This is a genomic window from Pseudoalteromonas aliena, assembly GCF_038155085.1.
GTDB classification, from domain to species: domain Bacteria; phylum Pseudomonadota; class Gammaproteobacteria; order Enterobacterales; family Alteromonadaceae; genus Pseudoalteromonas; species Pseudoalteromonas aliena_A.
This window is the reverse complement of sequence record NZ_JBAKAU010000012.1, coordinates 1-26,657: the sequence shown is the minus strand read 5'-3', so window position 1 is coordinate 26,657 and position 26,657 is coordinate 1. Positions and strand designations below refer to the sequence as shown.

The following is a 26,657-nucleotide window of genomic DNA, read 5'->3' as shown; positions in this document are numbered from 1 at the left end:
AATTCAGGTGGGCAAAAATTACATTTAAATGAGTATGAGTTACATGCTTGGGTTACATATGTAACAGGTACAAACACCAGAGACTGCAAGGCTTGCATTAAAAAGCCGACAAAAGTCGGCTTAGAATAAAATATGTTTGGTTACTTTTTCTTTTTAACCTTAGCCTTTTTCTTGGCTTTCATTTTTACTGGATCTTTACGCTTTTTAGCCGGTGGCTTAGCTTCTTTATGCTGCGGCTCAATACCTTTAATTACACGGCGTTTAAGTTTTTGCTCAATGTAGCGCTCTACTTTATATAAAATGCCAATGTCGTGTGCTTCAACAAGTGATATTGCTACCCCTTTTTTCCCTGCACGGCCTGTACGCCCAATTCGGTGTACGTATACGTCTGCGGTGCGCGGTAGGTCAAAGTTAATTACATGGCTGATGTCTGATACATCTATACCACGCGCTGCAACATCAGTAGCGATAAGTATTTTAGTACGGCCGCTGTGAAAGTTTTCCATGGCTTTCATGCGTTTATCTTGAGGCATTTCACCGCGTAACCACGCCGCTTTTACGCCATTATTAGTAAGCTCTCCAATGAGTGTTTCAAGGCGCTCACGCGTTTTAACAAATACAATAGCTTTAGTGACGTCAGGGCCATTTAGGGTGTTTACTAAAAGTTCTAGTTTATGGTGGTAATCATCTGCAAGATGAACCCACTGGTGAATTTTAGCTTTTTCTTTGCGTGACGATTCAGCTTCAAGTAGAGCAGGGTCGTTTAGCGTTGTTTCTGCAAATCTTTCTACGCTGTCGCCTTCAAGCGTTGCCGAGAATAAAAAGCACTGACGACGGTTTTTAGCTTCATCGCAGATGCGGCTCATTTCTTTTTTGAAACCCATGTCTAACATGCGATCTGCTTCATCAATAATAAGCATTTCTACATGTTCAGCATGGAAGTTTTCAGTTTCTAGGTATTCCATTAATCGCCCTGGAGTGGCAATTAATACATCGTTATTTTTTTCAAAAATCTCTTTGTGAGTACCGTAGTTAATGCCGCCCGTTACCACGCCAATTTTTAGGTGCGTACGTTTAGCAAGTAGTTCACACTGTTCATGAATTTGATACGCCAGCTCACGTGTTGGAGTCATTATTAATACGCGGGCAAAACCAGGTTCACGACGTGGAAAATCCAATAAGTATTGAATAGCAGGAATTAAAAATGCCGCTGTTTTACCTGTGCCAGTAGGTGCAGATGCTAAAATATCGCGCCCCTGTAGTGCCTCAGGAATAGCTTGTTGTTGGATGCTAGTTGGCGTTTCGTAACCCATTTTATCAATGGCGTCGAGTAGCTTGGTATCAAGATCAAATTCAGAAAATTGCATAGAGTGTCTAAAATAAGGGACAATTACCTGCAATTATACGCGCTATACGCCAGTTGGTGAACGAAAAGGTGAAAAAATGTCTGGGTTTACGTTTAAACAATTTAAGGTTGAGCACGACAGGTGTGCAATGAAGGTCTCAACCGACGGCATTTTACTTGGCGCATGGGCTAATTTAAGCGGTGCAAAGTCATTACTTGATATAGGCACAGGCACCGGCTTACTAGCACTAATGTGTAAGCAGCGCAGTAATGAGCTTGATATAACTGCGGTAGAAATTGACGAGAGCGCCTATACCCAAGCATTACAAAATGTAGCTAATAGCCCGTGGTCAACTATAAATATTACGCACCAAACTATTCAAAGCTTTAGTAGTGAAGTTAAATTTGACGTGGTTATCTCTAATCCACCGTATTTTAATCACAGTTTAAAAGGCGATAATGCTGCGCGTAATACCGCACGCCATACCGACGGATTAAGTTTTGAAGAGTTACTAAATGCGTTTAAACGTTTAAGCCATAGTCGCTCTCGCTTTAGTTTAATACTTCCGAGTATAGGAGGTGCATTATTTATTGAGCTTGCTACTCAAAATGGGCTTTATTTAAATACTCACTGCCAAGTAAAAGCCACGCCCAATAAAGATATTAGCCGCAGTTTAATGACATTTAGCTACGTAAAAAGCGATATAGAATCATCAACTCTGTGTATTAGAAACTTAGATAATACCTACACTGCTGATTATATAGCCCTGTGCAAAGCATTTTATTTGAAAATGTAGATTTATCATTTATGACGGTAAAATATTCAGAGGTGTGCTATTTACACCAATCCTCAATAATACTTAATCAATTTAAGGGATTGAATCTGACACTAAAAGTGTTAAAAACTCTTATGTAGAACAATTGAATAGCGAAATTTTTGACGTGTTATCGACATGATTTCTTACCTAAAAATAGCTCACTTAATTAAGTGGCTTGGTATTAAAAAATACTAAAAAAGCCATCAATAATTAGATATCTAATTATTGGTGGCTTTTTTAGGTGAAGAATTAGCAGTTAGTTTCTTCTGCGTTAACGCCTTCTTTTACATTTTCACATGCATCTTCAACAGAGTTTTGTACATCAGTTACTGCTTCGTCAATACGCTCACCAGCCTCTTCTGCGTGGTTGTCTTCGCAACCCATGATGAAAAGACTTGCGAAAACGCCAATTAATGCTGCTTTTAAAGTTGTAGTGTTCATAATGTAATTCCTTGTAAGTGTTAATTAATTTAGTGCTTATTAGTTAAATGCATTATTTACCTGGGTGATTTACCACGTAGTGCACCTGAGACTAATGAAATCACTAAAAGTACTAAAAAGATAAAAAATATAATTTTTGCTATACCAGCTGCGGCACCTGCGATGCCACCAAAACCTAACACTGCAGCGATTAAAGCAATAACTAAAAATGTAATTGTCCAGCGTAACATTGTTTTCTCCTTGGTTATCAAATTTGCTCACAGTAACAGGTGCTAGTTATATGCCAATATTTATTTTTCATATATATCAGTGATTTATGGGTTTTTGATGTGTTTTTAGTTATTAATTGGTTAGTAACTTTTACGCTTTGTTATGTAAGTTATTCACACTGTTGCAAATAACTGCTAAATGTTCGATAAGTACACTTTTATGGTAAGACCAATTAACAATTGGCATACTGCTTTGTATTTAATATTAAAAGTTAGTGCTTATTTTTACTTGGGTTGATAGTTACTTACCAACTTCAATATAACTATTAACTATAGTCGTTATTTATTGTGTGTATTGCAGAGTGCGTAATTGCTGAGTTATAGCATGTAAATTAATTGAGTATTATGTTGTTTATTGTTTAATTGGTTTTACCAATTTACAGGATGTAGACAAAACTATTAGTTTTGTTATTATCCAGTGAATAAATATTTAATTAAATCGATTTTTTATTTTCGATATGAGTTTTAAGGGAGAGAAAAATGGATATAGGTGCTCTACTCACAACGGCTGGTAACTTAATGCTTACTGGCATGGTTGGGGTGTTTGTATTTCTGTCGATATTAATTGGTGCAGTAACGCTTATGTCTAATTTGGTGACGCGCTTTGGTGTACCTGAAGTGGCTACGTCAGTTAAGTCACCGTCTTTTAAATCTCAAGGCGTGCCTAATGAGCACATTGCGGCTATTAGTGCTGCCATTGCTCAGCACAAATCAAATAACAAATAAGGGGCACACACATGGCTAAATTAAAATTAACAGAATTGGTATTACGCGATGCGCATCAATCATTGCTCGCAACACGCATGCGCCTAGACGATATGCTACCTATTGCTAGCAAGTTAGACGATGCGGGTTATTGGTCAATTGAATCATGGGGCGGTGCCACATTTGACTCATGTATTCGTTATTTAGGCGAAGATCCTTGGGAGCGTATTCGTGCGCTTAAAAAAGCGATGCCTAATACTAAACAGCAAATGTTGTTGCGTGGGCAAAATTTATTAGGTTATCGTCACTATGCTGATGACGTTGTTGAAAAATTTGTAGAACGCGCGCATAAAAATGGCGTTGATGTGTTTCGTATATTCGATGCAATGAACGATGTACGTAACCTTGAAACAGCGATTAAAGCGGCTATAAAAGTAGGCGCGCATGCTCAAGGTACTATTTCGTATACAGTAAGCCCTGTTCATACACTTGATATGTGGCTGACTCTTGCTAAGCAACTAGAAGATTTAGGCTGTCATTCAATTTGTATTAAAGACATGGCGGGTTTATTAAAGCCGTACGATGCTGAAAAGCTAATTAAAGCACTTAAAGAAACGGTATCAATTCCTATTGCTATGCAGTGCCATGCTACAACAGGTTTAAGTACTGCGACTTATCAAAAAGCAATTGATGCAGGTATTGATATGCTTGATACCGCTATTTCATCTATGAGTATGACGTATGGCCATTCAGCAACTGAAACCATTGTTTCGATAGTTGAAGGAACTGAGCGCGATACCAATCTTGATTTAAACCACTTAGAAGAAATTGCAGCTTATTTTAGAGATGTACGTACTAAATATGCGGCATTTGAAGGTAGTTTAAAAGGAGTTGATGGTCGTATTTTACTGGCTCAAGTACCTGGTGGCATGCTTACAAACATGGAAAACCAGCTTAAAGAACAAGGCGCGGCTGATAAACTTAATGAGGTTTTACTTGAGATCCCTCGTGTACGCGAAGACCTTGGCTTTTTACCTTTAGTAACACCCACGTCGCAAATTGTAGGTACTCAAGCAGTACTTAACGTGCTTACGGGTGAGCGCTATAAAACAATTACGAAAGAAACAGCGGGTGTATTAAAAGGTGAATATGGTTTAACGCCCGCTCCCATAAACAAAGAGCTACAGGAGCGCGTGCTTGATGGAGCGGACGTAATTACTTGTCGTCCAGCTGATAACATTGACCCTGAGCTTGCAACGCTTGAAGCTAAATTATTAAAAGAAGCGCAAGATCAAGGGTTAATACTTGCGGATGAGCAAATTGATGACGTATTAACTTATGCATTATTCCCACAAGTTGGTTTGAAGTTTATTAAAAACCGCAACAACCCAGATGCATTTGAGCCAGTACCTTCTGCTGAAGATAAAAGCAGTAAAGCACCTTCTCAATCAGCTTCAAATAGTAACAGCGTTAAAGCTGAGCAATACAGTGTAAAAGTAGACGGTAAAGTTTACGACGTAGTAGTGGCGCAAGGTGGTGAGCTAAAAGAGGTAACATTAAAAGACTCTGAGCACATTCCTCAGTCTGCATCGGTTGCATCGGGCGAAACACTTAATGCGCCGTTAGCCGGTAATATTTTTAAAATTAAAGTAAAGGCAGGGCAAGTTGTTAACGAAGGTGATGTAGTGATTATTATGGAAGCCATGAAAATGGAAACTGAAATACGCGCAATGCATACCGGAACAATTGCTGAAGTGTTAGTTAGTGAAGGCGATGCTGTAAATACTGGTGACGCTATCATTGCATTAGCTTAGGAGTAAATAGAGGATGGACGGTATTTTAAACCTCTGGAATGCGACGGGCATTGCTAACTTTACAATCCCATCGTTAATAATGATTGCGGTAGGGTGTTTATTACTGTTTTTAGCGATAGCTAAAGGCTTTGAGCCACTACTGCTGCTACCTATTGGTTTTGGTGCAATTTTAACAAATGTGCCTGTGGCAGGTTTGTCAGACCCAGGTGGGCTTTTATACTATGTTTATTATGTGGGTATTGATACGGGGATTTTTCCGCTGTTGATATTTATGGGAGTAGGGGCGCTGACCGACTTTAGCGCGCTTATTGCAAACCCACGTATGTTGTTATTAGGTGCGGCTGCACAGTTTGGTATTTTTGCTACATTGTTTGGCGCTATATTACTTAACTATGTTCCAGGTTTTGAGTTCACGCTACAAGATGCATCGGCTATTGCCATTATCGGTGGTGCCGATGGACCAACAGCAATATTTTTAGCGTCAAAACTGGCACCTGATTTACTAGGCGCAATAGCAGTAGCTGCATATTCATACATGGCACTTGTGCCAATTATTCAGCCGCCAATTATGCGTGCATTAACGACCCCAGAAGAACGCAAAATAAAAATGCCAGAGCTTCGCAAAGTATCTAAAAAGGAAAAGATCATTTTTCCTCTTATGGTGCTTAGTTTAACGGCACTATTTTTACCAGCAGCTATACCACTTGTAGGTATGTTTTGTTTAGGTAACTTAATGCGAGAGTCGGGTGTTGTTGATCGATTAAGTAACAGTGCTCAAAACGAAATCATCAATGTTACAACTATATTTTTAGGCTTAGCTGTAGGCTCAAAGCTTGCTGCAGATAAGTTTTTAACTGTTGAGACGATTGGTATTTTATTGCTTGGCGCACTGGCTTTTGCAATTGGTACAGCGTCGGGCGTATTTATGGCAAAAGGACTTAACCGTATATCTAAAACACCTATAAATCCATTAATTGGGGCAGCAGGTGTATCGGCTGTGCCAATGGCGGCACGAGTAGTTAATAAAGTTGGCCTTGAAAGTAATCCACATAACTTTTTACTTATGCATGCTATGGGACCCAATGTAGCGGGTGTACTTGGTAGTGCAGTTGCTGCGGGTATTTTATTAGCACTTGTTGGTTAAGCTAGGGGTTATTTTCTTTGTTGCTTGGTTTTTACTTATTCTTATATGGATGTAAGCCAGTAGAGTAACGCAGGAGCAGTTACCGAGCCCACTAGGTTACAAACCTCTCGCCGTGATTAAATAGCCCCTAGTTTGGATAAATTTAATCCGCAAAGATCAATAGACCCTTCTTTTAATCCAACCGATTAGCGCAGTTTACTGCGCTTTTTTTTGTTCTTAATTTCTTCGCCTCTTAATGGTTTCTTGTTCAGCGCTTTTTGTTTACAGTAACAGCTCTTCAACATTTTAAGGATAGTTACCATGCTTCACACGCCTTTAGCAAAGCACTTGCCTCATGTTAGTAAACTTGTATTTGGATGTATGGGGCTGGGCGGCAGTTGGGATAAAGACGCAATCACTGATGCACATGTTAAGCAAGCTCATGAATGTATAGATAACGCCATTGAAGGCGGCATTAATTTTTTTGACCATGCTGATATTTATACTTTTGGTAAAGCAGAACAGGTTTTTGGACAAGCACTAAGTGAACGACCAGAGCTTAGAGAGCACATGTATATTCAATCTAAGTGTGGGATTCGTTTTGAAGATGACTTAGGGCCAAAGCGCTATGATTTTTCACCAAAGTGGATTGAGCAATCAGTTGAAGCATCCTTAAAACGATTAAATACAGACTATTTAGACGTACTTATGCTACATCGCCCTGATCCACTCATGGAAGTTAACGAAATTGCTCGCATATTTAGTTGCTTAAAAGAAAGCGGTAAAGTGCGCAATTTTGCAGTGTCTAATATGCAGCAGCACCAAATGAATTTTTTACAGCATGCGCTCGATATGCCAATTGTTGCTAATCAAATAGAAGCGAGCCTGCAAAAACATCAGTTTGTTGATGAAGGTGTATATGCCGGTAACGCTGATGGTAAAAACCTCAATTTTACTTCAGGAAGCACTGAATACTGTCGCCATTTTGAAATCCAAATTCAAAGCTGGGGTAGTCTTTGTCAAGGCTTGTACAGCGGTAGTGATTTATCAAACGCATCTCAAGCAGACATCAACACCAGTCTTTTAGTCAATAAGCTGGCTGCACTTTATGAAACCTCTGCTGAGGCAATTGTACTTGCATGGTTGCTTCGCCATCCCGCATCTATTCAGCCAATTATTGGAACAACTAATGCTAAACGGATTAAAGCTTCTTGTGATGCTGTAAACGTAGAGCTAACTCGTGAGCATTGGTACGCACTTTATGTAAGCGCTAAAGGCCACGAATTACCATAAGTAGGGCATTAATGTGAACATATTTGTTATTTTAATTGGTTTGTTTGTTGCGCTGGCGATACTTATACCCTTGCTTGAAAAATATCAAAGTAAAATAGGACTCAACGGTGCAACCAAATATAGTAAATATATCTGGCCATTAGTGATGGGGTCTTTGGTTATTCAGCTCATTTATTTATTAATGTATTAATGGTTTCTAGTGTGTACAAAAAGCCTATGCAGATTAAACCTGCAAAGGCTTTTTTAATGTTTATTAATAAACTTTATTTAAGTGCAACTTGCAGTTCGCGATTGCGCTCAAGCTGGGCAATAAAGTTATCAGCAATAGGTTTAAACTTAGCAAGTTCTGAGCGAGGTAATGGCTCAGACTTAGGAAGTTTTACTGTTTTAGGGTTACGGTGAACGCCATTTACTAAAAACTCATAGTGTAAGTGAGCGCCAGTAACACGACCTGTTGAGCCAACAGTACCAATCTTTTGTCCTTGTTTAACTCTTTGTCCTGTTTTAACTAGCTTTTTATTAAGGTGCAAGTACTTCGTTACATATTTTGTGCCATGGCTGATGAATATATAGTTGCCATTATATTTGCTGTAACCAGCCTTAATTACCTTGCCATTACCTGATGCAACAACTGGCGTACCAGTGCGAGCTGCGTAATCAATACCTCTATGAGCTCTTACTTGCCCTGTAACTGGATGTAAGCGTCGAGGGTTAAAACTTGAGCTAATATACTTAAAATTAACAGGTGCGCGTAGAAATGCTTTTTTCATACTGCGGCCTTCTGGTGTATAAAAGTTACCGTCTGTATGGCGAATAGCAGCAAAACGCTGGCCTTGATTAATAAACTCTGCGGCAATAATTTTACCAGTGCCAATAAATTCACCATCTACATAATGAGACTCGTAAATTAGACCAAACTCATCACCTTTACGAATATCATTTGCAAAATCAACATCCCAACCAAAAATATCAGCAAAATTCATTATTTGACGTTCACTTAGACCTGCGGCAATCGCAGAGGTCCAGAAGTTGTTAGATATTTCACCACCGGCGGTTTTAGTCAGTGTTTCAATCTCTTTGCTATCAATAGCTGTATCGTAGTTACCTTCGTCGTTTAGGGTGACAAATAAAGTATCGGTTTTTGAAATCACATAACGCAGTTGAGCTAAAGAGCCATCTTCAGCAGTTGCAAAGCTAAGTATCTCACCTGGGTGAATTTTAGTCAGCTTGCGAGTCTCTGCATTAGTGTTAATAAGTTTATGAAGCGTTTGAGCTGAAAAACCAGCACGCTTAAAGATAATTGCTAAATTGTCGCCATTTTTAACTTTATAATTGACGAAATCGTATTCTGGTAACTTTTCTGCTGCTTGCTCTGAATTTAACTCAGTTAATTTTTCGTTGTTATCAACTTTAACAGGCAGCTCATATCGCTTTCCAATTTCTAGTGCATTTGCACTATTGTCTTTGGAGGCAGTGGCTTTTTCAGAAGGAAGAAAGGCTAAGCCAACAATAGCAGAAAGCAAACCTAGAATAAGCAATTTGTGTTTTTTGGGGAGCGTGTGAACCACGTGAACCATAACGTGCCTTTTTCTGCTGTCAAGATAATTAATACATAATATTGCAGGATATACTTAAAAATGTATGAATACTAGTGTTTTGTAGATTTAAACTGACCTTAAATTACGCTAAAATCGGGCTTAGAAAGCCTTTTTTAACGCTCTACCTCGCTAAGACTCAATTGATTTAGTTTAGTTGCATGAATCACTTAAAAAGTTGTTTTAATTAGGTAGAAATTTGTTATGTTAGCTACATCTATATATTTGGTTTAAGCCTTTATTAAACCATGATTACGCAAGTAACTAGTCGCCTCTTCGTTGGCAGAATTTTGGAGTAATAAAAAGTGGATTTACAAACCGCTCTAGCAGAGATAAAACGCGGTGCAGAAGAAATATTAATTGAAGACGAACTAGTTGAAAAACTAAAGTCGGGCAAAAAGCTAAAAATAAAAGCAGGCTTTGATCCTACAGCGCCTGATTTACACTTAGGTCACACTGTACTAATTAATAAAATGAAAACCTTTCAGGATTTAGGTCATGAGGTAATTTTCTTAATTGGTGACTTTACAGGTATGATTGGTGACCCAACAGGTAAAAACGTAACACGTAAACCACTTACTCGCGAAGATGTACTAGCCAATGCTGAAACATACAAAGAGCAAGTATTTAAAATATTAGATCCGGCTAAAACAACGGTTGCATTTAATTCTACTTGGATGGAAAAACTAGGTGCAGCAGGTATGATTAAGCTTGCTGCTAACCAAACAGTAGCACGTATGCTTGAACGTGATGATTTTAAAAAGCGTTACGGAAGTGGTCAACCGATTGCGATTCATGAGTTTTTATACCCGCTTGTACAAGGTTGGGATTCGGTTGCACTAGAATCAGATGTTGAACTAGGCGGTACAGATCAGCGCTTTAACTTGTTAATGGGCCGTGAGCTACAAAAAGTAGAAGGTCAAAAACCGCAAACTGTATTAATGATGCCATTACTTGAAGGTACTGACGGCGTTCAAAAAATGTCTAAGTCGCTAGGTAATTACATTGGTATTACTGATGCGCCAAATGATATGTTTGGTAAAGTAATGTCGATTAGCGATGTACTAATGTGGCGCTACTACGACTTATTAAGTGGTCTTTCAATTGAGCAAATTGCAGCGCAAAAAAAACGTGTTGAACAAGGCACTAATCCGCGCGATATTAAAATTGAGCTGGCTAAAGAGCTAATCACACGTTTTCATAGCGAAGAAGATGCACAAGCGGCACATGACGATTTTATAAAACGTTTTCAGAAAAAAGCGTTACCAGATGAAATCCCTGAGCTAACAATCACTATCGCAGAAGATACTATTTTAATTGCTAACTTGCTTAAAGAAGCAAATTTAGTAGCAAGTACATCAGAAGCAATGCGTATGATTAAGCAAGGTGCGGTTAAACTTAACGGTGAAGATAAAATCACTGACACCAAACTTGAAGTAGCAAAAGGCACAACAGCTATTTACCAAGTAGGTAAACGTAAGTTTGCAAACATCACTGTAGCTTAAATTTGTTGAAAACTATAAAACCAGCCTAGGCTGGTTTTTTGTGCTTGTATTGTGGCTACAAAATTAAATACGAGGTAATCACTAAATCACTTTCAATATTTCGACGCTTACAATAACTAACAGCCAAAATACACGAGCTTGATTTAATCTATTAATTATTAAGGGGACATCATCGGCAGTGGGCAACCTATCCGTACCAATGCGCATTTTATTGAAGCGCTTACCAAAGTAAAACGCAGGGCCACCAAGTTGTACGCCAAGTGATGCCGAGCACGCACTTAGTAGCCAACCGGAATTTGTTTGATAGAAGTGCCTGCCATAATGCCTTATATAATGAAGGCTTTGTTTGCTTGCCCTTGTTGCAGCAATAGTTAAAGCAAGTAAACGTATAGGAATAAATTCTATAACAAATAGCATTACTTTAAGTGGCTGTAAAAAATAGCTATTAGGAGAAATGTCGGCTCGCCATGCTTGTTGCATTAGAGTAAGCAATCTATAGGCTAAAGCAGCAATCGGACCAAGTAATATAAATATAAATATAACGACAAAGTAATTGCGGGCAGTGCGCAGGATTAAACTTTCTATTAAGGCTTTAATAATTCCAGAAGCTGAAAGTTTATTTACCTCTCGTGCAAGTAATGGACTTAGTAACTCACGCGCTGTCGATTTTTGGTTCTGTCTAGTAAGTTTTGCTATGCGCAGTGCTTTTTTATCTATGGCTTTGCTTTCAAGGCATAAATATAATATTAGACCAGAGAGAAGTTCAGGGTAAAAGGCAAATTCGAGCAGTAGTGTAGTAATAATCAGTATAATACTAAGAGGGAGCATGCATGCAAGGCTCGACGCTAAATAGAGATAACTTTTTGGTTCAGCAGGTTTGTAAACTCGCTTTCCTATCGCATTAAAAATAGCCGTTAAAACTGTATTTGGGTGATATAAGCTTAGCAAAGGAAAAAAGCGCTCGGCAATGAGCGCTATTACAAAGGCAACAAAGTCCAAATTTTCCTGAACAATATTGTTAAGCATTTACAACGATACTGTTGTTAGCTTTTCAAGAAGTGCAACAACCATTTTAGACGAGTTGATTGATGCAGTTTCTAGATATTCTTCAAATGACTGTGGAGACTCTTTTCCTGCAATGTCAGACATAGAGCGAATGACCACAAAAGGTGTATTAAGCGTAAAACAAGTTTGTGCGATTGAGGCGCCTTCCATTTCAACGGCAAGCATTGTAGGAAAATCACTGCGAGCTTTATCAATGCGTACAGGGTCACACATAAATGAATCGCCAGTACAAATTAGACCAACTAAGGTGTTTACTTCGCTAATTTGAGTAATTGTTTGTTGTGCTGCTTCTACTAATTTAGGGTGGGCAGCAAAGCCTGCAGGCATTTGTGGTACTTGACCAATTTCATAACCAAATGCAGTTACGTCTACATCGTGATGGCGAACTTCAGAGGAAATAACTACATCACCAACACTAAGTGACGGATCAAAGCCACCAGCAGAGCCTGTATTAATAACGCAATCAGGTTTAAAATTATCGATAAGTAAAGTAGTTGCAATAGTTGATGCAACTTTACCTATACCAGATTGAACAAGTGTTACTGTGTTACCAGCCAGCTCACCAGTATAAAAAGTAAAACCTGCTTTAGTTAAGATTTCTGGATTTTGCATTGCCTCGCGTAAAATCTTAACTTCTGGCTCCATTGCGCCAATAATACCAACATTCATAGTGTTAAATTCCTGAGTTTGAATAACTTTATTATACGTGAAGTTAGCTATAAAAAACAAAAAAGCGAGCAGTTTTTGCGGCTCGCTTGAAATACCTTTAGGAGGAGAGTATATAATTGAATTTTAAATCTCGGCCAATGAAGTTGTTTGCGCTTTTGCTTGTGAAGGGGAAAGCACTGCGGGTTTATAGGCTCTGTTACGAGCAGGACGCTGTGTCTGCGCTGATGGCTTACCTAATTTAAACATGATTGCATCACGCACTTCTGATGGGCGGTATCCTGATTTTACTTTCATGCGAATATGCGGAATACCCGCGGACTCTAAAGCACCATTTACAAACCAATCGCGTTGAGCTTTATGCCCATCTCTGTTTGAATTGTTAACTAAGTCAACAGCTGCAATTATAGTTAATTTCTCTTTGTCGACTAATACAAAATCAAGCTGTTTATTTTTAGCTTTTGCTAATGCCACACGCTTAGATTTTACAGAAAGACCCTCTTTACAATCAATAACATCAATTAGCTTAACACGACTAACAATTTTATATTGATCGCCAACGGCGCGTTCTAGAAGGTTTAAAAAAGCCCCTTCAACCTGTGTGAATACAGTTTGCTTACGAGTAAAAGGATAGGGGTTTCCGCCATCATCATTAAATTTTGACGCAACGATAGATGCCCCGACGACTAATACTAGGATTAATAATAAAGCGAATTCCATACGGTAACTCCATAACAACAAATTGACACTGTTTAATTAAAGCAATTAACGTGCCTATATAGTGGTTGTTATAAACTATCGTATGTTTTTTAAAATGACGCTACGCAGCTATTAAGCTTTGTAGCCACCTTCAATACCTTTAATCGCAATAGCTACAGCATCGTGTGCATGTAGTGATTCATAGTGGTTTATTTGTAACCAGTAGTCTTTGTAGTTATCGGCTTCTAATAAGGCTTTAATTTTACGGGCTGCGTCTTCACAGAACATAAGGTTTTGGCCATTCAAACGGGCAAACTCTTGCTCGTCTTCGCGTTTTACTGCCGCCTGCACAGGCGTTTTGAGTTCATTTTCAAGAGTGTTTATTAAGTTAACAACATCAAACTCTTCAATGTTGTCAACAAGCTTTACTTTTACGTTGGCAACAGAACGTTGAGAATGGGGAGTAGCCACAATACCTTGGGTAGTTCCTAACCATTCGAGTACGTCCTTTTGATTTAGTGTTTCTTGATTAAACTTTTTATTAAATGCATTTTGTATAAGCTGACGAGCAAGTGCTGCTGAGCAAGGGCATGTTGATGAGTAGGTGACATCTACTGTTAGCTCGTAGCTAATGGTATTGCTTTCAATTGTACTTGTAAGCGTAATCGGGTAGCTTTTCCAGCCAGCTTTACCACTTAATAATGATTTTCGACGAAGTGGTAACTCAAATTTAAATTCAATTTTTGCTTTATCACTTAAATCTTCGTGGCTAGTAATAAAAGTATCGAGTGCTTGTGCAATTGTATGTGGGTTAACGTGTTGTTCGGTAGATAGCAGGTCGAGAGCTAAAAACAAGCGTGACATATGAATGCCTTTGGCATCTTCTTTATGTAAATTAACAAATGCATGCGCTTTAGCATTAACGGTAACCGGCGCTAAGTTTTTTGTTTCAAAAATAAATGGCAGTTCTATTTCGCCCATACCAACCCAGTCTAACTTACCTGTTTGTAAAGCGGGTGCCGTATCAGCTATATCGGGCATGTTGGTTTGCATCTACACTACTCGTTATTGATCATAATAAAGCGCTGCATTTTACACTAAATAATTTATGGCTGAAATGATGAGTTTAAGAAGAGGGGAAATTCAAGCAGAAAATCTTCTGTTTTTGTTGCACAACATGAGTAGAGAACACATAAAAATGCTAAAATCTGGAAAAATAGTATGTTTATACATATACATTGCTTTCTTTATAACATTAAAGCATACAGCTAAGAGATAAAATTACGTATGACTGATTATTCATTGAGCCCTTGGGTCAGGGCTCTTTCCAGCTCTATAAAGCGATTTGGTGAATTTAAAACCGCCGCTTTTTGTTATGGCTTGCTGCTGTCTGTATCACTTATTTTATCAAGTATGTTTTATTATGTGGCTATTGGTGAACTACATATTGTTGATATTTTGGCTGTAATGTTTTTTGCTGCAGTTGTTTCACCACTTATAATTAATGTTCTGCTGAATTCTATTCGTCAGCTTGATGCCTCATACGCCTATTTAGATAGCGCTACAAAACAAGAAAAGCTTTTAAACCAAACCTTAAAAGACAATATTAATCGTTTAAACATTGAAATTGATGAACGAAAAATGGCATTTCATGCCAAGCACCGTGCAATTGAAGAGCTACGCCGAGAAATTGCAGAGCGTAAAAAAACGCAGCAAGAGTTAGCCCAGCAGGGCATGTTACTGCGCTCTATTGTTGATTCATCCCCCGATTTATTTTACTACCGCGACAACAATGGCGTATTTGCTGGTTGTAATAAAATGTTTGAAGAGGTTATGGGAAAATCAAGTAGCGAAATTATTGGTAAAAGTGCTGAGAAAATATTTCCAACACACTTTTTATCCCAGGTACTTACTACTGATGAGCAAGTAGAGCAAACACATAAACCTATTACTATAGATGTGGGCTATGAAGTTGAAGGTGAAAAACGTTGGTTTGAATTACGTAAGTTACCGTTTATTAATGACAGAGGCGAGTATATTGGGTTGCTTGGTTTTGGGCGTGATATAACTAGCCGTAAAGAAGCTGCGCAGGCACTAGAAACTGCCTATAAAGATAAAGGTAAATTTATAGCTACATTAAGTCATGAGCTACGCACCCCTCTAAATGGTATCGTAGGTTTAACGCGTATGTTACTTGATACAGAGTTAAATAAACAGCAACGAAGTTGGTGTAATACTGTATTTTCAAGTGCTGAGACGCTCGGTAATATATTTAATGATATTATAGATTTAGATAAAATAGATAGAGATCAGCTTGATATTGCAACTGACTCAATCAATGTATCTGACTTTATAAATGATGTGGTTAATTTTGCAGGACTTATTGCTGAGCAAAAAGAGTTAGAGTTTAATATTGAGCGAAATGGCAAGCTAGACGTGTATGCGTTGCTCGATCCGACTCGCTTACGTCAAGTGGTTTGGAATCTAATTAATAATGCCGTTAAGTTTACCCAACAAGGTAAAGTTACTCTTGAGTGTAGCCGTGAAAACCACGAAGAGAGGCCTTGGCTCGTTATTAAAATATCAGACACTGGGCAAGGTATTCCGCAAGAACAACTTGCTCGAATATTTGATATGTACTATAAAGCGCCAGATTTAAAAGGGACTAATGCCATAGGCTCTGGCATTGGGCTTGCTGTAACTAAAGCGCTTGTTAGCGCTATGAAAGGCACAATTACAGTTAATAGTACCGAAGGGGAAGGTAGCTGCTTTACAGTACAAATTCCACTTAGTTTATGTGTAGCACCTACAGAGCAAAGCTATGTGGGACGAGGTTTATATATATTACTTGTTGAAGATGTCCCATTAAATGCCGAAATAGCAACTAACTTATTAGAGCAACGAGGCCATGAAGTGCTTTGGGCTGAAACCGGCGAAGATGCACTGTCGTTTGTAGAAACCGAAGACGATTTGGATTTAGTACTGCTAGACATGCAGTTACCGGATATAAACGGGGATGTGGTTGCTAAGCACATACGCTCAGATAGCCATTTTGATAATCTACCTATAGTTGCACTTACAGCTAACGTGCGCAGCGCTGAAGAAGAGCTTGAAGGGATTTCGATACAAGGTGCTTTAGCTAAGCCAATTAATACCGTGAAGCTTGATAAAATGCTTGCCGATTTATTTGATATTAAGCAGGCTAAGTGTACTGAGCCGCAATTAAAAGTGAGCGAAGAAGCACTTAAAGAAATTAATGCACATTTACTCGATGTTGAAACGATAGAAGATTTTGTTAACTCAATGGGCTTAGATGTGTTTAAGCGCAGTAGTCAGTTATTTGAAAAATTAAATCCTCAGTACCAACAAGAAATGTTAACTTCACTCAACTCAAACGACAGGGAAGAATATAAGTCGGTAGCGCATAAGCTTAAAGGGTCTGCAGGCTCAGTAGGTTTAAATGACGTACAGCTACATGCAAAAATAATGGAGTATGGTGCGATTGAAGAGTCAGATGAAGTATTAAAGGGGTGGTTGGATGTGCTAGCAGATAAAATAAATGAAGGACAGCAGGCCCTTCATTTATTCTTACAACAATTAGAGTAATGAATTTACTTTAATTAAGCGTCAATTTTACCAATAAAGCGGTAACCTTCACCATGAATGGTGCTGATTAGTTCAGACGTTGAGTTGTCGCTTTCAAAATGCTTACGAATGCGACGAATAGTAACGTCAACAGTTCGGTCATTTGCGCGAAGTTCTCGGCCTGTCATGTGCTTGATTAATTGCTCTCGGCTAAAAATACGACCAGGAGAATCGAGCATTAAACGAAGTGCTCTGTATTCACCTTTTGGTAAACGTTTAGCATCGCCATTTGGAGAAGTAAGACAACGGCTGTTTTCATCCAGCTCCCAACCGTTAAATGTAATAACACCATTTGTTTCTAGTGCCGACTCTTCACCACCTAAAGCAGTACGAGTAATAAGGTTACGCGCTCTAATAGTCAATTCACGAGGATTGAATGGTTTAGTGATATAATCATCAGCACCAATTTCAAGGCCTAAAATACGATCGACATCATTATCACGACCTGTTAAGAAAATAAGGCCTACCTTGCGTTTTTGACGTAACTCACGGGCTAAAATGAGGCCGTTTTTACCTGGAAGATTGATGTCCATAACTACAAGATTAACGTCATCGTTATTTGTAAGCTTGTCATGCATATCATCGCCATCAATGGCTTCAATAACTTTGTAACCTTCAGCTTCAAATAAACTAACGAGGTTGAGTCGAGTTACGTCTTCATCCTCTACGATTAGAATGACTGGCGTTTGCATTATTAATTAACCTTTTGGAATATTTTATTTATAAAAAATCGGTGATGAATTTATAACCGATTGCTAGAGATTATAGGATTATACCCATTTGTTAACAAGAAAAAACAAATTGGATAAAAATAAAACAGTAGGGTATCCAAAGTCTACATAAAAAGGGCTGTGCAAAAACTACTGTTTAATTGGTATATTCATGGATGTAGTTATTTGAATCATAAAAGTTGAAGCCGTTTTCCTCTGATAATTGATATATCCACCAATCAAACAAAGTACTCAAAATAATCAGACTAATCCAAAGCGAAATTATACCATTTTCTAACCTTTCATCAATGTATGTGATACTGCAAAGGCAATAAAGTTCATAATTTGCTTGGCAATATTTATTTAATATAATTAAAAAATGTTACACATTTACCACATGCTTTCTAAATGAGGCCATTAAATACTAATTCAAGGACAAATTTTAAATTAGTATGCTTTTAGGTGTTCTTTACTTGTGGGATTGTAATTATAAAGCGTGCACCGTGCTTTTCTTCAAGGTCAAATATTATTTTCCCCCCAAGAGTTTGAGTAACTAAGTTATATGCCAAGTGCATTCCAAGGCCACTTGCTCCTTGTCCTCTTTTTGATGTAATAAAGGGGTCAAAAATATTATGTTTAATACTGCCGCTAACCCCTTGACCATTGTCAGAGTAAACAATAGTAAGTTGATTCGCTGTTAGATCTATATCGAAATATATCTTATTATTTTTATTGGTTACAAAGCCATGAACTATAGAGTTCATGATGAGCTGCTGAAATACTTGCTGTAAGGGTTCAGCCTTACTAAGTACCATTAAATGCGGAGAGCAGTTTATAATAACTTCTGGATTTCTCACTACTATTTCAGATTGTATTGATATTAAAACGTTATTTATTAATTTGTAGATATTAATATGTGTATTTATACCGTCATCTTTTAGCACAGCTACTTTTTTAAAGTTAGCGATCAAATCAGCGGCACGATTTAAATTACGATAAATTAACTCTAAGTTCTCTATGCCTTCGTCGATAAAAAGTTTTAGCTGATTTGAGGTAAGCTTTTTTTCGTTAAAACTAGTCTGAATATTAGACAGTTTATCTTGTAACAATGTTGAACTTGTAATGCCAAGGCCTATAGGTGTATTAACTTCGTGGGCAACTCCAGCTACCATTTGCCCAAGAGATGCCATTTTTTCATTTTCAACAATTTGTGTTTGATATTGATGCATTCGCTCAAGAGTTGATAAGAGCTCCTGATTGGCTTCTCTTAGTGCAATGGTGCGTTGATTTACTTTTTCTTCGAGGTTTTGATTTAAACGTTTTATTTCTTGTTTATCTTTTTCATGACGAGTTAGTTGTTTTCTAGTGCGCGATAGCATGATATTTAAATTATTAGAAAGTGCTGTAATTTCTTGTATGTCTGTTCTTTTTGCACGTACATCATAGTTATGGTTTTTAGATACGTCTTGTAAAAGCATGCTTAATTGCTCAATGGGCCCAGCTATACGACGTTGAACTCTGATGGTAATAAAATAAACCACCACAGAAATTAACAATGTTAATAATATGTCGATAAAAATCTTTTTCTTAATATAAATATCTAAGCTTTCTAGGCTACCTCGTATGTATATATGACCTATTAAATTTTTACCGTCATAGATAGGTCGAGTAAGCTCAATATAGTTGCCCGTAATGCGGGGGGTTATTAACTCAGCAACACTATTGATTTTAATTGGTACGGGTGGTGTTTTTTTAGCATTAAAGCTAATAAAAAAAATAGGTTTTTGCGTACTTTTCTCTATCGAATAAATATGGATGTTTTTTATTAGAGGGATTTTTTCAAATGACTTGAGACGCTTTTCTTCAGTTTTTCGATCATTATTTAATACTGACTTACCAGCATCAAAGGCAATAATTTCAGAAAGAATAATAAGTTTATTCGTTTTTAATTGTTTTTGTTCTCTAATACTTAAATAGGTAGATACAGAAATAGATAACGACAGGCATATTCCTGTAATAAGTATAATTAAGCTTATAAGTGCTTTTCGGATACTACTTTGATGAGCTTTTTTAGGCATTATCGCTGAATTAATTGCAATGGTTGGGAGTTTTTAGTTTAGCAAAAAAGAGAGGATATGGAGAAAAATAAGCCAAAATTTATCGTTATTCTTCAATTAGATTGAGTATCTTATATACTCAATCTATAAAGTTAGAATTAGATTTACTATCCAAAATTTAGATTAATTACTATACACCGCAAATTTATTGTTCTTAAACACGGTTTGATATTTTCCAAATTGCATCTCTAAAATAGGAGGGTATTTTAAAAAGCTATTCGCAACAATATTTAGTTTTCCTGCTTTAGTTAAATGCTGCTTTGCATTTTCTAAAAATGTTTCTGCTACTGTGTAGTCGGTTGCAATACCAGTATGAAAAGGTGGATTGCTAATAATTAAATCAAATTTGCCATTAATGCTTTTAAGGCCGTCACTTAATATCGCTTTGCCATTTATGTTGTTAAGCTTTAGGGTTTGCTGTGTTGCGTAAGTTGCCAACGCACTTACATCACTACACACAAACTCAAGTTCTGGATTATGGAGCCCTAAAAAAGCGGCTATTAAACCTGCGCCACAACCAAAGTCGAGAACTTTACCTTGATTAATTGTCGGTGCGTTTTCCAGTAGAACTTTCGTTCCTATATCTAAACTACCGTGATTAAACACTCCTGGAACACTAACAGCTGTAAATTCAGTATCGGCAACATTAACAACAAACTTTTTATGGTAAGTCGTAATATCAAAGTGAGGGTGCTTAGAAATTTCAGCAAATGAGTAAAGAACGCAGTGCTTAGCTGAATCAATCTTGTTACTAAACTCAGCTTTACCAGCTAATTGCTTTTCAATTGACTTAACACCACCTTTGTTTTCACCTACCACCAACAGTTCGGCATCATCGGTAATAGCAGAACGAATATTATCAAGTGCCATTAATAACTCTGGTTTTGATTTAGGGTAGTAAAGAATAACTAAATCGTAGTCGTTACCAGGTATTGTGTGGCTTACATGAACGTCAATGTCTTTGGTGTTTTTAGCAAACTCTCCGTTAGCATAGTTGTAGCTAAACGCAGTTACTTTGCTTTGCGGATTAAGTTTTTTAAGCTCTGTTAAGAAGCCATCTTGAACAAAGTTGACCACCAAGATAGATTTACCCGTTAGTGCCTCGCTATTTCGAAGTAACAGTAAACTTGGGTTGGTTAATACGCTCATAAATGGCTTTGCCTTACAGTATGTTTAGTTTTATTAAAAGTGAGATTAAGTAATTAAAATTTAATTACTTAATACGCTCAAACATTAAATCCCATACGCCATGACCTAAACGATGGCCGCGTTGCTCAAACTTAGTAAGCGGACGCAAATCTGGACGTGGAACATAATCATTTGTTTCTGACTGGTTTTTAAAACCAGGCGCTACATTCATTACTTCAAGCATGTGCTCTGCGTAGTTTTCCCAATCTGTTGCCATATGAAAAACACCACCCATTTTAAGTTGGGCCCTTAGCTTTTCAACAAACTCAGTTTGTACAATACGGCGTTTGTGATGACGCTTTTTATGCCAAGGATCAGGGAAAAATAACTGTAGTGTTGTTAAGCTTTCATTAGGTATGCAATCTGCTAGTACTTCAACTGCATCGTGTTCAAAAATACGTAAGTTGGTAACGCCTGCTTCATCGGCATCCATTAAACAAGCACCAACGCCTGGGCGGTGTACTTCAATACCAATAAAGTTTAGATGAGGGGCATTTGCTGCCATTTCGACAAGCGATTTACCCATACCAAAACCAATTTCTACTACAACATCGTTGTTGTTGCCAAAAACTTCACTTAAATCAAGCATACCGTTTTTATGCTCTAGGCCCATTGTTGGCCAGCATTTTTCGATTGCAGCAGCTTGGCCTTTGGTTAATCGACCTTCGCGTTTTACAAAACTGCGAATAGTGCGGATGTATTTACCTTCTTGCTTAGCTTGCTCAAGGTTAGTGTTGCTTGATTCACTCATATTATTGGCCTGACAAAAACAATGTGTTTTAAAATGGTTGCATATTATCCCTGACCGAGCCCGCAATCACAAGTATTAGCTGGTTTTACACCCCACATAGCTTGATCTTTTTGTTAACTGCAATAGACTGAGCCGCCATTGGGGATCAGTAAAAGTAAAAAATGTTGGATTTAAATAAAGAGCAGTTGTACTGTTTTTCTAATCAAGTTGTTGATTGGTATCACCTTCATGGGCGTAAAACACTCCCGTGGCAGCTAGGTAAGACACCTTATAAAGTATGGGTGTCAGAGGTTATGCTGCAGCAAACCCAAGTTATTACTGTTATTCCATACTTTGAAAAGTTTATGCAAAGCTTTCCGAACATTATCGCTTTAGCTGATGCGGATGAAGACTTGGTACTGCATCACTGGACTGGTTTAGGATATTACGCTCGTGCGCGTAACTTACATAAAACAGCTAAAATAGTGCGTGACAAATACCAAGGTGAGTTCCCGAAAACACTCGATGAAGTAATGGGTTTACCAGGAATAGGGCGCTCTACTGCTGGAGCTGTTTTATCATTGTCGCTTGGGCAGCATCATCCTATTTTAGATGGGAATGTTAAGCGAGTTTTAGCGCGCTACTTTATGATTGAAGGCTGGTACGGCGTTAAAAAAGTCGAAAACCAGCTTTGGCATTTATCAGAGCAGTTAACGCCTAAAGATAATGTTACCGAGTTTAATCAAGCTATGATGGATTTAGGGTCGAGCGTTTGCTCACGTAGTCGGTTTGATTGTGAGGCTTGCCCATTAAACTCAGGCTGTGGCGCTTTTAATACAGGCAAGGTAAAAGAGTTCCCACATTCAAAACCAAAAAAAGCAGTGCCTAAAAAGAGTTGTCATCAGTTAATTATTCAGTGTGGTGATAAAGTGCTTATGGAAAAACGTCCTAACAGCGGTATTTGGGGAGGATTGTTTGGCTTTTTTGAATTTAATGAGTATGAAGAGCTTCAAATATTTTTAGCTCAGCAAGGCCTTGGGGCTAGTTTGGTAGAGCTTGAAGCGTTCATTCATGTGTTTTCACACTTTGAGTTGAGGATTAACCCGCATGTGCTTAATGTTAAGAAAGCTCCTGATGTGGTAAACGATAAGCAATTGGTCTGGTATCCGCTTGATCAATCAATAGAGGTTGGCCTAGCAGCGCCAACTAAAAAGTTGGTTAAACAAATTACAGCAATAGTATAGAATAGCTCCATATTTAGCGTTAGAGAGAATCAATCATGGCACGTACAGTATTTTGTCAAAAGTTACAAAAAGAAGCCGAAGGGCTTGGCTTTCAGTTATACCCTGGTGAAATTGGTGAAAAGATTTTTAATAACATCTCTAAAGAAGCGTGGGCTCAGTGGCAACATAAACAAACAATGCTTATCAACGAAAAGCATTTAAATATGATGGACCCAGAGCACCGCACATTTTTAGAAGAGCAAATGGTTGGCTTTTTGTTTGAAAACAAAGATGTAGAAATTGAAGGTTATCGACCGCCTGAAAAGTAATGTTTTAAACATAAGAAAAAGGGCTATTTAGCCCTTTTTTTATGTTTATTTATTCATTTAACTCATCTTCTTGCTCAGATATTTTAATTTGTTCCTTTAAAAATTGAGCTGCTTTAGAGTATTCAATTTCTAATTTATCTCTTAAGTCTATTAATTCATCAATTGTGAGTTCACTTTCTTTACATTTATCTTCAAACATATTTGAAAGTTCTGCCACCGTTTGAGCACCAATTGTTTTGGAAATTGATTTCAATTGATGGCATCCATCAATAATTTCATTTAAATCATTAACCATAACGCCAGAGTTAATGCTTTTAATCAGTCCTTGGCTTTGGTCTAAATACATTTTGAAAAAACGAATTTGCTTTGCGTGATCACCATTTACGTACTTAGCTACCGCTTCCATGTCAATCGGTAGTGCTGTAACTTGGTGAAGTACTACATTTTGATTTAGGTTTTTCTTATCACTCCAGCGTTTCAAAGTCTCTTCAAGTGCGTTTAACTCGATAGGTTTAGTGATAAAATCGTTGATACCTACCGCTAAACAGCGCTCCTTTTCACCTTTGAGTGCATTGGCAGTTACAGCAATAATGTAAGGCTGTGCATCGATGGATTCTAATAGCTCTGCTTCATTACGGATCTTTTCAACCATATCGTAACCCGACATTTTAGGCATGTGTAAGTCGGTTAAAATAAGTGAATAATCACCTTTTCTCCACATATCTAAGCCTTCTTCACCGTTGTTAGCTATTTCAACACCAAAACCTAATATATGCAGCTGATCGGTGAGTACTTGCTGGTTTAGTAGATTGTCCTCAACAAGCAAAATAAGCTTATTTGATTTACGGGCTTGCTCGACATTTAAGTAGTTATTAAGAGTTTTAGTTTTTTTAATTTGCTTAGGTGTATGTAAACCAGCAGCTACTAAAATAGAAAGCATAAAGTTCGATTTACATAAAGGTGAAGCATTAATATAAAAAATATTTTTATGGTTAATAGCCGCCTCATCAAGCTTACTTAGTACAACGATTTGCTGATTATAGTCCTCTAATGAGTATAATAAGCGCCTTAAAAGCGCATTAATTTTATCCATATTATCTATACCATCAGCTACCCAAATAATACCTTGTGAATGCTGATATTCTTCAATTTCCTCTTCGGCATGTATGTAGGTTATCTTAGCGCCCATGAAAGATAAGTAACGATACATTACTTTTTCGCGCTCAAGATGGTCGCTTACTACTATTATTTGCTTGCCATTAAGTGCGCCTTTATGTGCATACTTAATTTTACCTGATGTGCTAAAGGGTAATTCAACCGTAAATTCACTACCTATGCCTGCATGGCTAGTTACATGAATAGTACCTAGCATAAGCTCTGTCAAACTTTTACAGATAGAGAGGCCTAAGCCTGTGCCTCCATACTCTCGAGTTATTGAGTTTTCGGCTTGTATAAATGGATTAAATATTTCGCGCAGCTGTGTTTGCGTCATCCCTTTACCATTATCGGTTACACAAAAACGTAAGGTAAAATGGTCCGCTGTATTGTGCGCCACTTCTACAGATATTTTCACATGACCTTGAGTTTTTTCATCGGTACTAGTAAATTTGATTGCATTACTGCATAAGTTATAAAGAACCTGGCGTACACGAACGCTATCCCCTGTAAGGTTTATAGGGATGTCTGGTGCAATTGCTAGCTCTAAATCAAGTTCACGCTTTTTGGCAACCGATGAAAGTACACGAGCAACCTCCTCAATAGTATCGGTTACTGAAAAAGGGGTTGGATCAATATTTAACTTTCCAGCCTCAATTTTAGAAAAATCTAAAATGTCATCCAAAATACTTAATAAAGAGAATGCAGATTCGCGAATGATTGTGCTCAAACGATGTTGTGCTCCATCGAGCTCGGTTTGACGTAATAAATCAATTGTCCCTATAACACCATTCATTGGTGTTCTTATTTCATGGCTCATTGTAGCTAAGAACGTTGTTTTAGTTTCGCTAGCTCGCTCGGCTTTTAATGTTGCCTGTTCAAGTGCTAAGGTGCGATTTTGTACCTCTGCTTCTAGACCATTTTGTAATTTTCGAAGCTCCTTTTGTGCAGCTTCATTATCACTCATTGCACTTTGTACTTTTTGTAGTAATAAATTGATATGTTTGGCTACTACACTGAGCCCAATATCTAGCTGCTCATTAACATTACTATCATAATTTCCCTCTTCAGTAACGGCCTGTAACTCTTGTGTAAGGTAGTCGGTGCTTTTACGTAAACGAGTATTTATGTAAGTATTAAATACTAAAGTAAGCATTAATAATGTAACGACATAGGCGATAGCAATAACGTAAGCAATAACTTGAGAGTTTTGTGCACTTAAAATGAGCGAGGGCTGCTTCTGTTTAATGATGAGTTCGCCAATGGGCTGATCATTTAGCATTAATAAATGATGTAAAATACCTTTCTCAGCTATGTGTTGATCTGTTTTAGCCGCATCAATTGTGGGTTTAGTACTACTATATACCAGTTGAATATCTGAAGTCGTGTTGAAACGATACAAAGTATATTCGAAGTTATCATCCAGTAGTGAGGTCAAATCAAGCAATTGTTTTACCTTACCTTGCCCATACATAGTTAGTGCATCAATCATTGGTGAATCAAGTTTACTTGCAAGTGCTGTTATATTGATTGATGGCTCTGGTTGTAAGGAGTTTGTTTCTTTTTTTAAATAAAATGAATATGCAATAAGAGCGAGTGCAGTTACTACAATATTTATAATTAAAAAAAGAGGTAGTAAGCCTTTTACCGGTGAAGAGAGTTTACTCTGCATTGAATGTTCCCAGTTGGTATCCAGTTGGTATATTTAAATACGGTAAGCCTTTACCGTATTACTAGGTAATCGTAACATTTACAAAAAATAATTCACTACGTTTTTAGTCTGGTTTAATTGATTAACTAATTGTTTTTTAATTTATCTGTTGAATAAACAAACACAAATTTGTAAAAAAGCCTCTAGTTGCTTGAAAACCGTTCAAACAGTTATAAAGAATAAAAAAAAAGTTGACTTGTAAGGGCAAAACTCGTTTAATACGCCGCACGCCCAGATAGCTCAGTTGATAGAGCTGATTAGGGATTGCATTAAAAATCCTTTAAGATTTTTAATTAGCACTATTTAAGTGCCTCGATAGCTCAGTTGGTAGAGCAGAGGATTGAAAATCCTCGTGTCCCTGGTTCGATTCCGGGTCGAGGCACCATTATTAAAGTAATAATGTTTAAAATAAAAAATATTAAATGTTATTATGCGTGCCTTAGCACACAGTTTTGTGTGCCGACTTAGCTCAGCTGGTAGAGCAACTGACTTGTAATCAGTAGGTCAACCG

General features: G+C 37.6%; 22 protein-coding genes and 1 tRNA gene. 10 read left to right on the top strand and 13 right to left on the bottom strand.

All coding sequences use genetic code 11. The features are described 5' to 3' along the window. Positions 1-140 precede the first annotated feature (140 nt). Entirely contained in the window at positions 141-1,367 is a 1,227-nt protein-coding gene (gene srmB / locus V6260_RS12430; protein WP_058549508.1) for an ATP-dependent RNA helicase SrmB, read from the bottom strand. Between the two features lie 76 nt (positions 1,368-1,443). Between srmB and V6260_RS12425 the strand changes: the two genes are divergently transcribed. Continuing rightward, complete coding sequence (locus V6260_RS12425; RefSeq protein ID WP_341594481.1) at positions 1,444-2,142, top strand: tRNA1(Val) (adenine(37)-N6)-methyltransferase; 699 nt, start codon at positions 1,444-1,446, stop codon at positions 2,140-2,142. A 270-nt stretch (positions 2,143-2,412) separates the two neighbouring features. Here V6260_RS12425 and V6260_RS12420 read toward each other — a convergent pair whose 3' ends face one another. After that, positions 2,413-2,604 carry a hypothetical protein gene (locus tag V6260_RS12420; RefSeq protein ID WP_341594480.1) on the bottom strand — a complete coding sequence of 64 codons (192 nt, stop codon included), beginning with the start codon at positions 2,602-2,604 and terminating at the stop codon, positions 2,413-2,415. 56 nt (positions 2,605-2,660) lie between these two features. Next, on the bottom strand, positions 2,661-2,834 hold the full coding sequence (locus V6260_RS12415; protein WP_002961939.1) for a DUF1328 domain-containing protein: 174 nt from the start codon (positions 2,832-2,834) through the stop codon (positions 2,661-2,663). A 519-nt stretch (positions 2,835-3,353) separates the two neighbouring features. Between V6260_RS12415 and V6260_RS12410 the strand changes: the two genes are divergently transcribed. The 4 genes from V6260_RS12410 (at position 3,354) to V6260_RS12395 (ending at position 7,808) form a co-directional block, all read left to right on the top strand. Then, positions 3,354-3,599, top strand: coding sequence for an OadG family protein (locus tag V6260_RS12410; RefSeq protein WP_341594471.1), 246 nt, complete (start codon positions 3,354-3,356; stop codon positions 3,597-3,599). A gap of 11 nt (positions 3,600-3,610) precedes the next feature. Then, positions 3,611-5,392: a sodium-extruding oxaloacetate decarboxylase subunit alpha gene (gene oadA / locus V6260_RS12405; protein WP_341594469.1), complete on the top strand. Its 1,782-nt coding sequence runs from the start codon at positions 3,611-3,613 to the stop codon at positions 5,390-5,392. Positions 5,393-5,405: 13 nt separating this feature from the next. Then, positions 5,406-6,536, top strand: coding sequence for a sodium ion-translocating decarboxylase subunit beta (locus V6260_RS12400; RefSeq protein ID WP_341594467.1), 1,131 nt, complete (start codon positions 5,406-5,408; stop codon positions 6,534-6,536). 300 nt (positions 6,537-6,836) lie between these two features. Continuing rightward, positions 6,837-7,808, top strand: coding sequence for an aldo/keto reductase (locus V6260_RS12395; protein ID WP_341594465.1), 972 nt, complete (start codon positions 6,837-6,839; stop codon positions 7,806-7,808). A gap of 263 nt (positions 7,809-8,071) precedes the next feature. Here the strand turns inward: V6260_RS12395 and V6260_RS12390 are convergent, their stop codons facing one another. After that, positions 8,072-9,385 carry a peptidoglycan DD-metalloendopeptidase family protein gene (locus tag V6260_RS12390; protein WP_341594463.1) on the bottom strand — a complete coding sequence of 438 codons (1,314 nt, stop codon included), beginning with the start codon at positions 9,383-9,385 and terminating at the stop codon, positions 8,072-8,074. Between the two features lie 323 nt (positions 9,386-9,708). Between V6260_RS12390 and tyrS the strand changes: the two genes are divergently transcribed. Further along, the gene (gene tyrS, locus V6260_RS12385) at positions 9,709-10,908 is read left to right on the top strand and encodes a tyrosine--tRNA ligase (RefSeq protein ID WP_341594461.1); all 1,200 of its coding nucleotides are present in this window, start codon (positions 9,709-9,711) and stop codon (positions 10,906-10,908) included. An 81-nt stretch (positions 10,909-10,989) separates the two neighbouring features. Here tyrS and V6260_RS12380 read toward each other — a convergent pair whose 3' ends face one another. From V6260_RS12380 to folE2, 4 genes are all read right to left on the bottom strand, one after another. Then, positions 10,990-11,934, bottom strand: coding sequence for a cobalamin biosynthesis protein CobD/CbiB (locus V6260_RS12380; protein ID WP_341594459.1), 945 nt, complete (start codon positions 11,932-11,934; stop codon positions 10,990-10,992). Continuing rightward, a complete protein-coding gene (gene mtnN, locus V6260_RS12375; protein WP_341594457.1) occupies positions 11,935-12,642 on the bottom strand; it encodes a 5'-methylthioadenosine/S-adenosylhomocysteine nucleosidase in 708 nt (235 codons plus the stop codon). Positions 12,643-12,765: 123 nt separating this feature from the next. Continuing rightward, a complete protein-coding gene (locus tag V6260_RS12370) occupies positions 12,766-13,359 on the bottom strand; it encodes a DUF2726 domain-containing protein (RefSeq protein WP_341594455.1) in 594 nt (197 codons plus the stop codon). 111 nt (positions 13,360-13,470) lie between these two features. Then, positions 13,471-14,391, bottom strand: a complete 921-nt coding sequence (gene folE2, locus V6260_RS12365) for a GTP cyclohydrolase FolE2 (protein WP_341594453.1) — start codon at positions 14,389-14,391, stop codon at positions 13,471-13,473. A gap of 234 nt (positions 14,392-14,625) precedes the next feature. Here folE2 and arcB point away from each other — a divergent pair, with 234 nt between their 5' ends. Then, positions 14,626-16,944 carry an aerobic respiration two-component sensor histidine kinase ArcB gene (arcB, locus tag V6260_RS12360; RefSeq protein ID WP_341594451.1) on the top strand — a complete coding sequence of 773 codons (2,319 nt, stop codon included), beginning with the start codon at positions 14,626-14,628 and terminating at the stop codon, positions 16,942-16,944. Between the two features lie 14 nt (positions 16,945-16,958). Here the strand turns inward: arcB and arcA are convergent, their stop codons facing one another. From arcA to trmB, 4 genes are all read right to left on the bottom strand, one after another. Continuing rightward, complete coding sequence (gene arcA / locus V6260_RS12355; RefSeq protein WP_341594449.1) at positions 16,959-17,675, bottom strand: two-component system response regulator ArcA; 717 nt, start codon at positions 17,673-17,675, stop codon at positions 16,959-16,961. A 476-nt stretch (positions 17,676-18,151) separates the two neighbouring features. After that, positions 18,152-19,771, bottom strand: coding sequence for a HAMP domain-containing sensor histidine kinase (locus V6260_RS12350; protein ID WP_341594447.1), 1,620 nt, complete (start codon positions 19,769-19,771; stop codon positions 18,152-18,154). 162 nt (positions 19,772-19,933) lie between these two features. After that, positions 19,934-20,959, bottom strand: coding sequence for a 16S rRNA (guanine(1207)-N(2))-methyltransferase RsmC (gene rsmC / locus V6260_RS12345; protein WP_341594445.1), 1,026 nt, complete (start codon positions 20,957-20,959; stop codon positions 19,934-19,936). Positions 20,960-21,023: 64 nt separating this feature from the next. Continuing rightward, on the bottom strand, positions 21,024-21,749 hold the full coding sequence (gene trmB, locus V6260_RS12340; protein ID WP_341594443.1) for a tRNA (guanosine(46)-N7)-methyltransferase TrmB: 726 nt from the start codon (positions 21,747-21,749) through the stop codon (positions 21,024-21,026). Positions 21,750-21,910: 161 nt separating this feature from the next. Between trmB and mutY the strand changes: the two genes are divergently transcribed. Continuing rightward, positions 21,911-22,972, top strand: a complete 1,062-nt coding sequence (mutY, locus tag V6260_RS12335) for an A/G-specific adenine glycosylase (RefSeq protein WP_341594441.1) — start codon at positions 21,911-21,913, stop codon at positions 22,970-22,972. Between the two features lie 35 nt (positions 22,973-23,007). Then, positions 23,008-23,280, top strand: coding sequence for an oxidative damage protection protein (locus V6260_RS12330; protein ID WP_002962543.1), 273 nt, complete (start codon positions 23,008-23,010; stop codon positions 23,278-23,280). 49 nt (positions 23,281-23,329) lie between these two features. On the opposite strand, the gene V6260_RS12325 is transcribed toward V6260_RS12330, so the two are convergent. Continuing rightward, positions 23,330-26,107, bottom strand: a complete 2,778-nt coding sequence (locus tag V6260_RS12325; RefSeq protein ID WP_341594439.1) for a hybrid sensor histidine kinase/response regulator — start codon at positions 26,105-26,107, stop codon at positions 23,330-23,332. Between the two features lie 348 nt (positions 26,108-26,455). Here V6260_RS12325 and V6260_RS12320 point away from each other — a divergent pair. After that, positions 26,456-26,531, top strand: a tRNA-Phe gene (locus V6260_RS12320). The last annotated feature ends 126 nt before the right edge of the window (positions 26,532-26,657 follow it).

Bases quoted from the DNA above. Each gene is read 5' to 3' on its own strand.
- srmB (WP_058549508.1), bottom strand. From the start codon at position 1,367: ATGCAATTTTCTGAATTTGATCTTGATACCAAGCTACTCGACGCCATT.
- V6260_RS12425 (WP_341594481.1), top strand. From the start codon at position 1,444: ATGTCTGGGTTTACGTTTAAACAATTTAAGGTTGAGCACGACAGGTGT.
- V6260_RS12420 (WP_341594480.1), bottom strand. From the start codon at position 2,604: ATGAACACTACAACTTTAAAAGCAGCATTAATTGGCGTTTTCGCAAGT.
- V6260_RS12415 (WP_002961939.1), bottom strand. From the start codon at position 2,834: ATGTTACGCTGGACAATTACATTTTTAGTTATTGCTTTAATCGCTGCA.
- V6260_RS12410 (WP_341594471.1), top strand. From the start codon at position 3,354: ATGGATATAGGTGCTCTACTCACAACGGCTGGTAACTTAATGCTTACT.
- oadA (WP_341594469.1), top strand. From the start codon at position 3,611: ATGGCTAAATTAAAATTAACAGAATTGGTATTACGCGATGCGCATCAA.
- V6260_RS12400 (WP_341594467.1), top strand. From the start codon at position 5,406: ATGGACGGTATTTTAAACCTCTGGAATGCGACGGGCATTGCTAACTTT.
- V6260_RS12395 (WP_341594465.1), top strand. From the start codon at position 6,837: ATGCTTCACACGCCTTTAGCAAAGCACTTGCCTCATGTTAGTAAACTT.
- V6260_RS12390 (WP_341594463.1), bottom strand. From the start codon at position 9,385: ATGGTTCACGTGGTTCACACGCTCCCCAAAAAACACAAATTGCTTATT.
- V6260_RS12380 (WP_341594459.1), bottom strand. From the start codon at position 11,934: ATGCTTAACAATATTGTTCAGGAAAATTTGGACTTTGTTGCCTTTGTA.
- mtnN (WP_341594457.1), bottom strand. From the start codon at position 12,642: ATGAATGTTGGTATTATTGGCGCAATGGAGCCAGAAGTTAAGATTTTA.
- V6260_RS12370 (WP_341594455.1), bottom strand. From the start codon at position 13,359: ATGGAATTCGCTTTATTATTAATCCTAGTATTAGTCGTCGGGGCATCT.
- folE2 (WP_341594453.1), bottom strand. From the start codon at position 14,391: ATGCAAACCAACATGCCCGATATAGCTGATACGGCACCCGCTTTACAA.
- arcB (WP_341594451.1), top strand. From the start codon at position 14,626: ATGACTGATTATTCATTGAGCCCTTGGGTCAGGGCTCTTTCCAGCTCT.
- arcA (WP_341594449.1), bottom strand. From the start codon at position 17,675: ATGCAAACGCCAGTCATTCTAATCGTAGAGGATGAAGACGTAACTCGA.
- V6260_RS12350 (WP_341594447.1), bottom strand. From the start codon at position 19,771: ATGCCTAAAAAAGCTCATCAAAGTAGTATCCGAAAAGCACTTATAAGC.
- rsmC (WP_341594445.1), bottom strand. From the start codon at position 20,959: ATGAGCGTATTAACCAACCCAAGTTTACTGTTACTTCGAAATAGCGAG.
- trmB (WP_341594443.1), bottom strand. From the start codon at position 21,749: ATGAGTGAATCAAGCAACACTAACCTTGAGCAAGCTAAGCAAGAAGGT.
- mutY (WP_341594441.1), top strand. From the start codon at position 21,911: ATGTTGGATTTAAATAAAGAGCAGTTGTACTGTTTTTCTAATCAAGTT.
- V6260_RS12330 (WP_002962543.1), top strand. From the start codon at position 23,008: ATGGCACGTACAGTATTTTGTCAAAAGTTACAAAAAGAAGCCGAAGGG.
- V6260_RS12325 (WP_341594439.1), bottom strand. From the start codon at position 26,107: ATGCAGAGTAAACTCTCTTCACCGGTAAAAGGCTTACTACCTCTTTTT.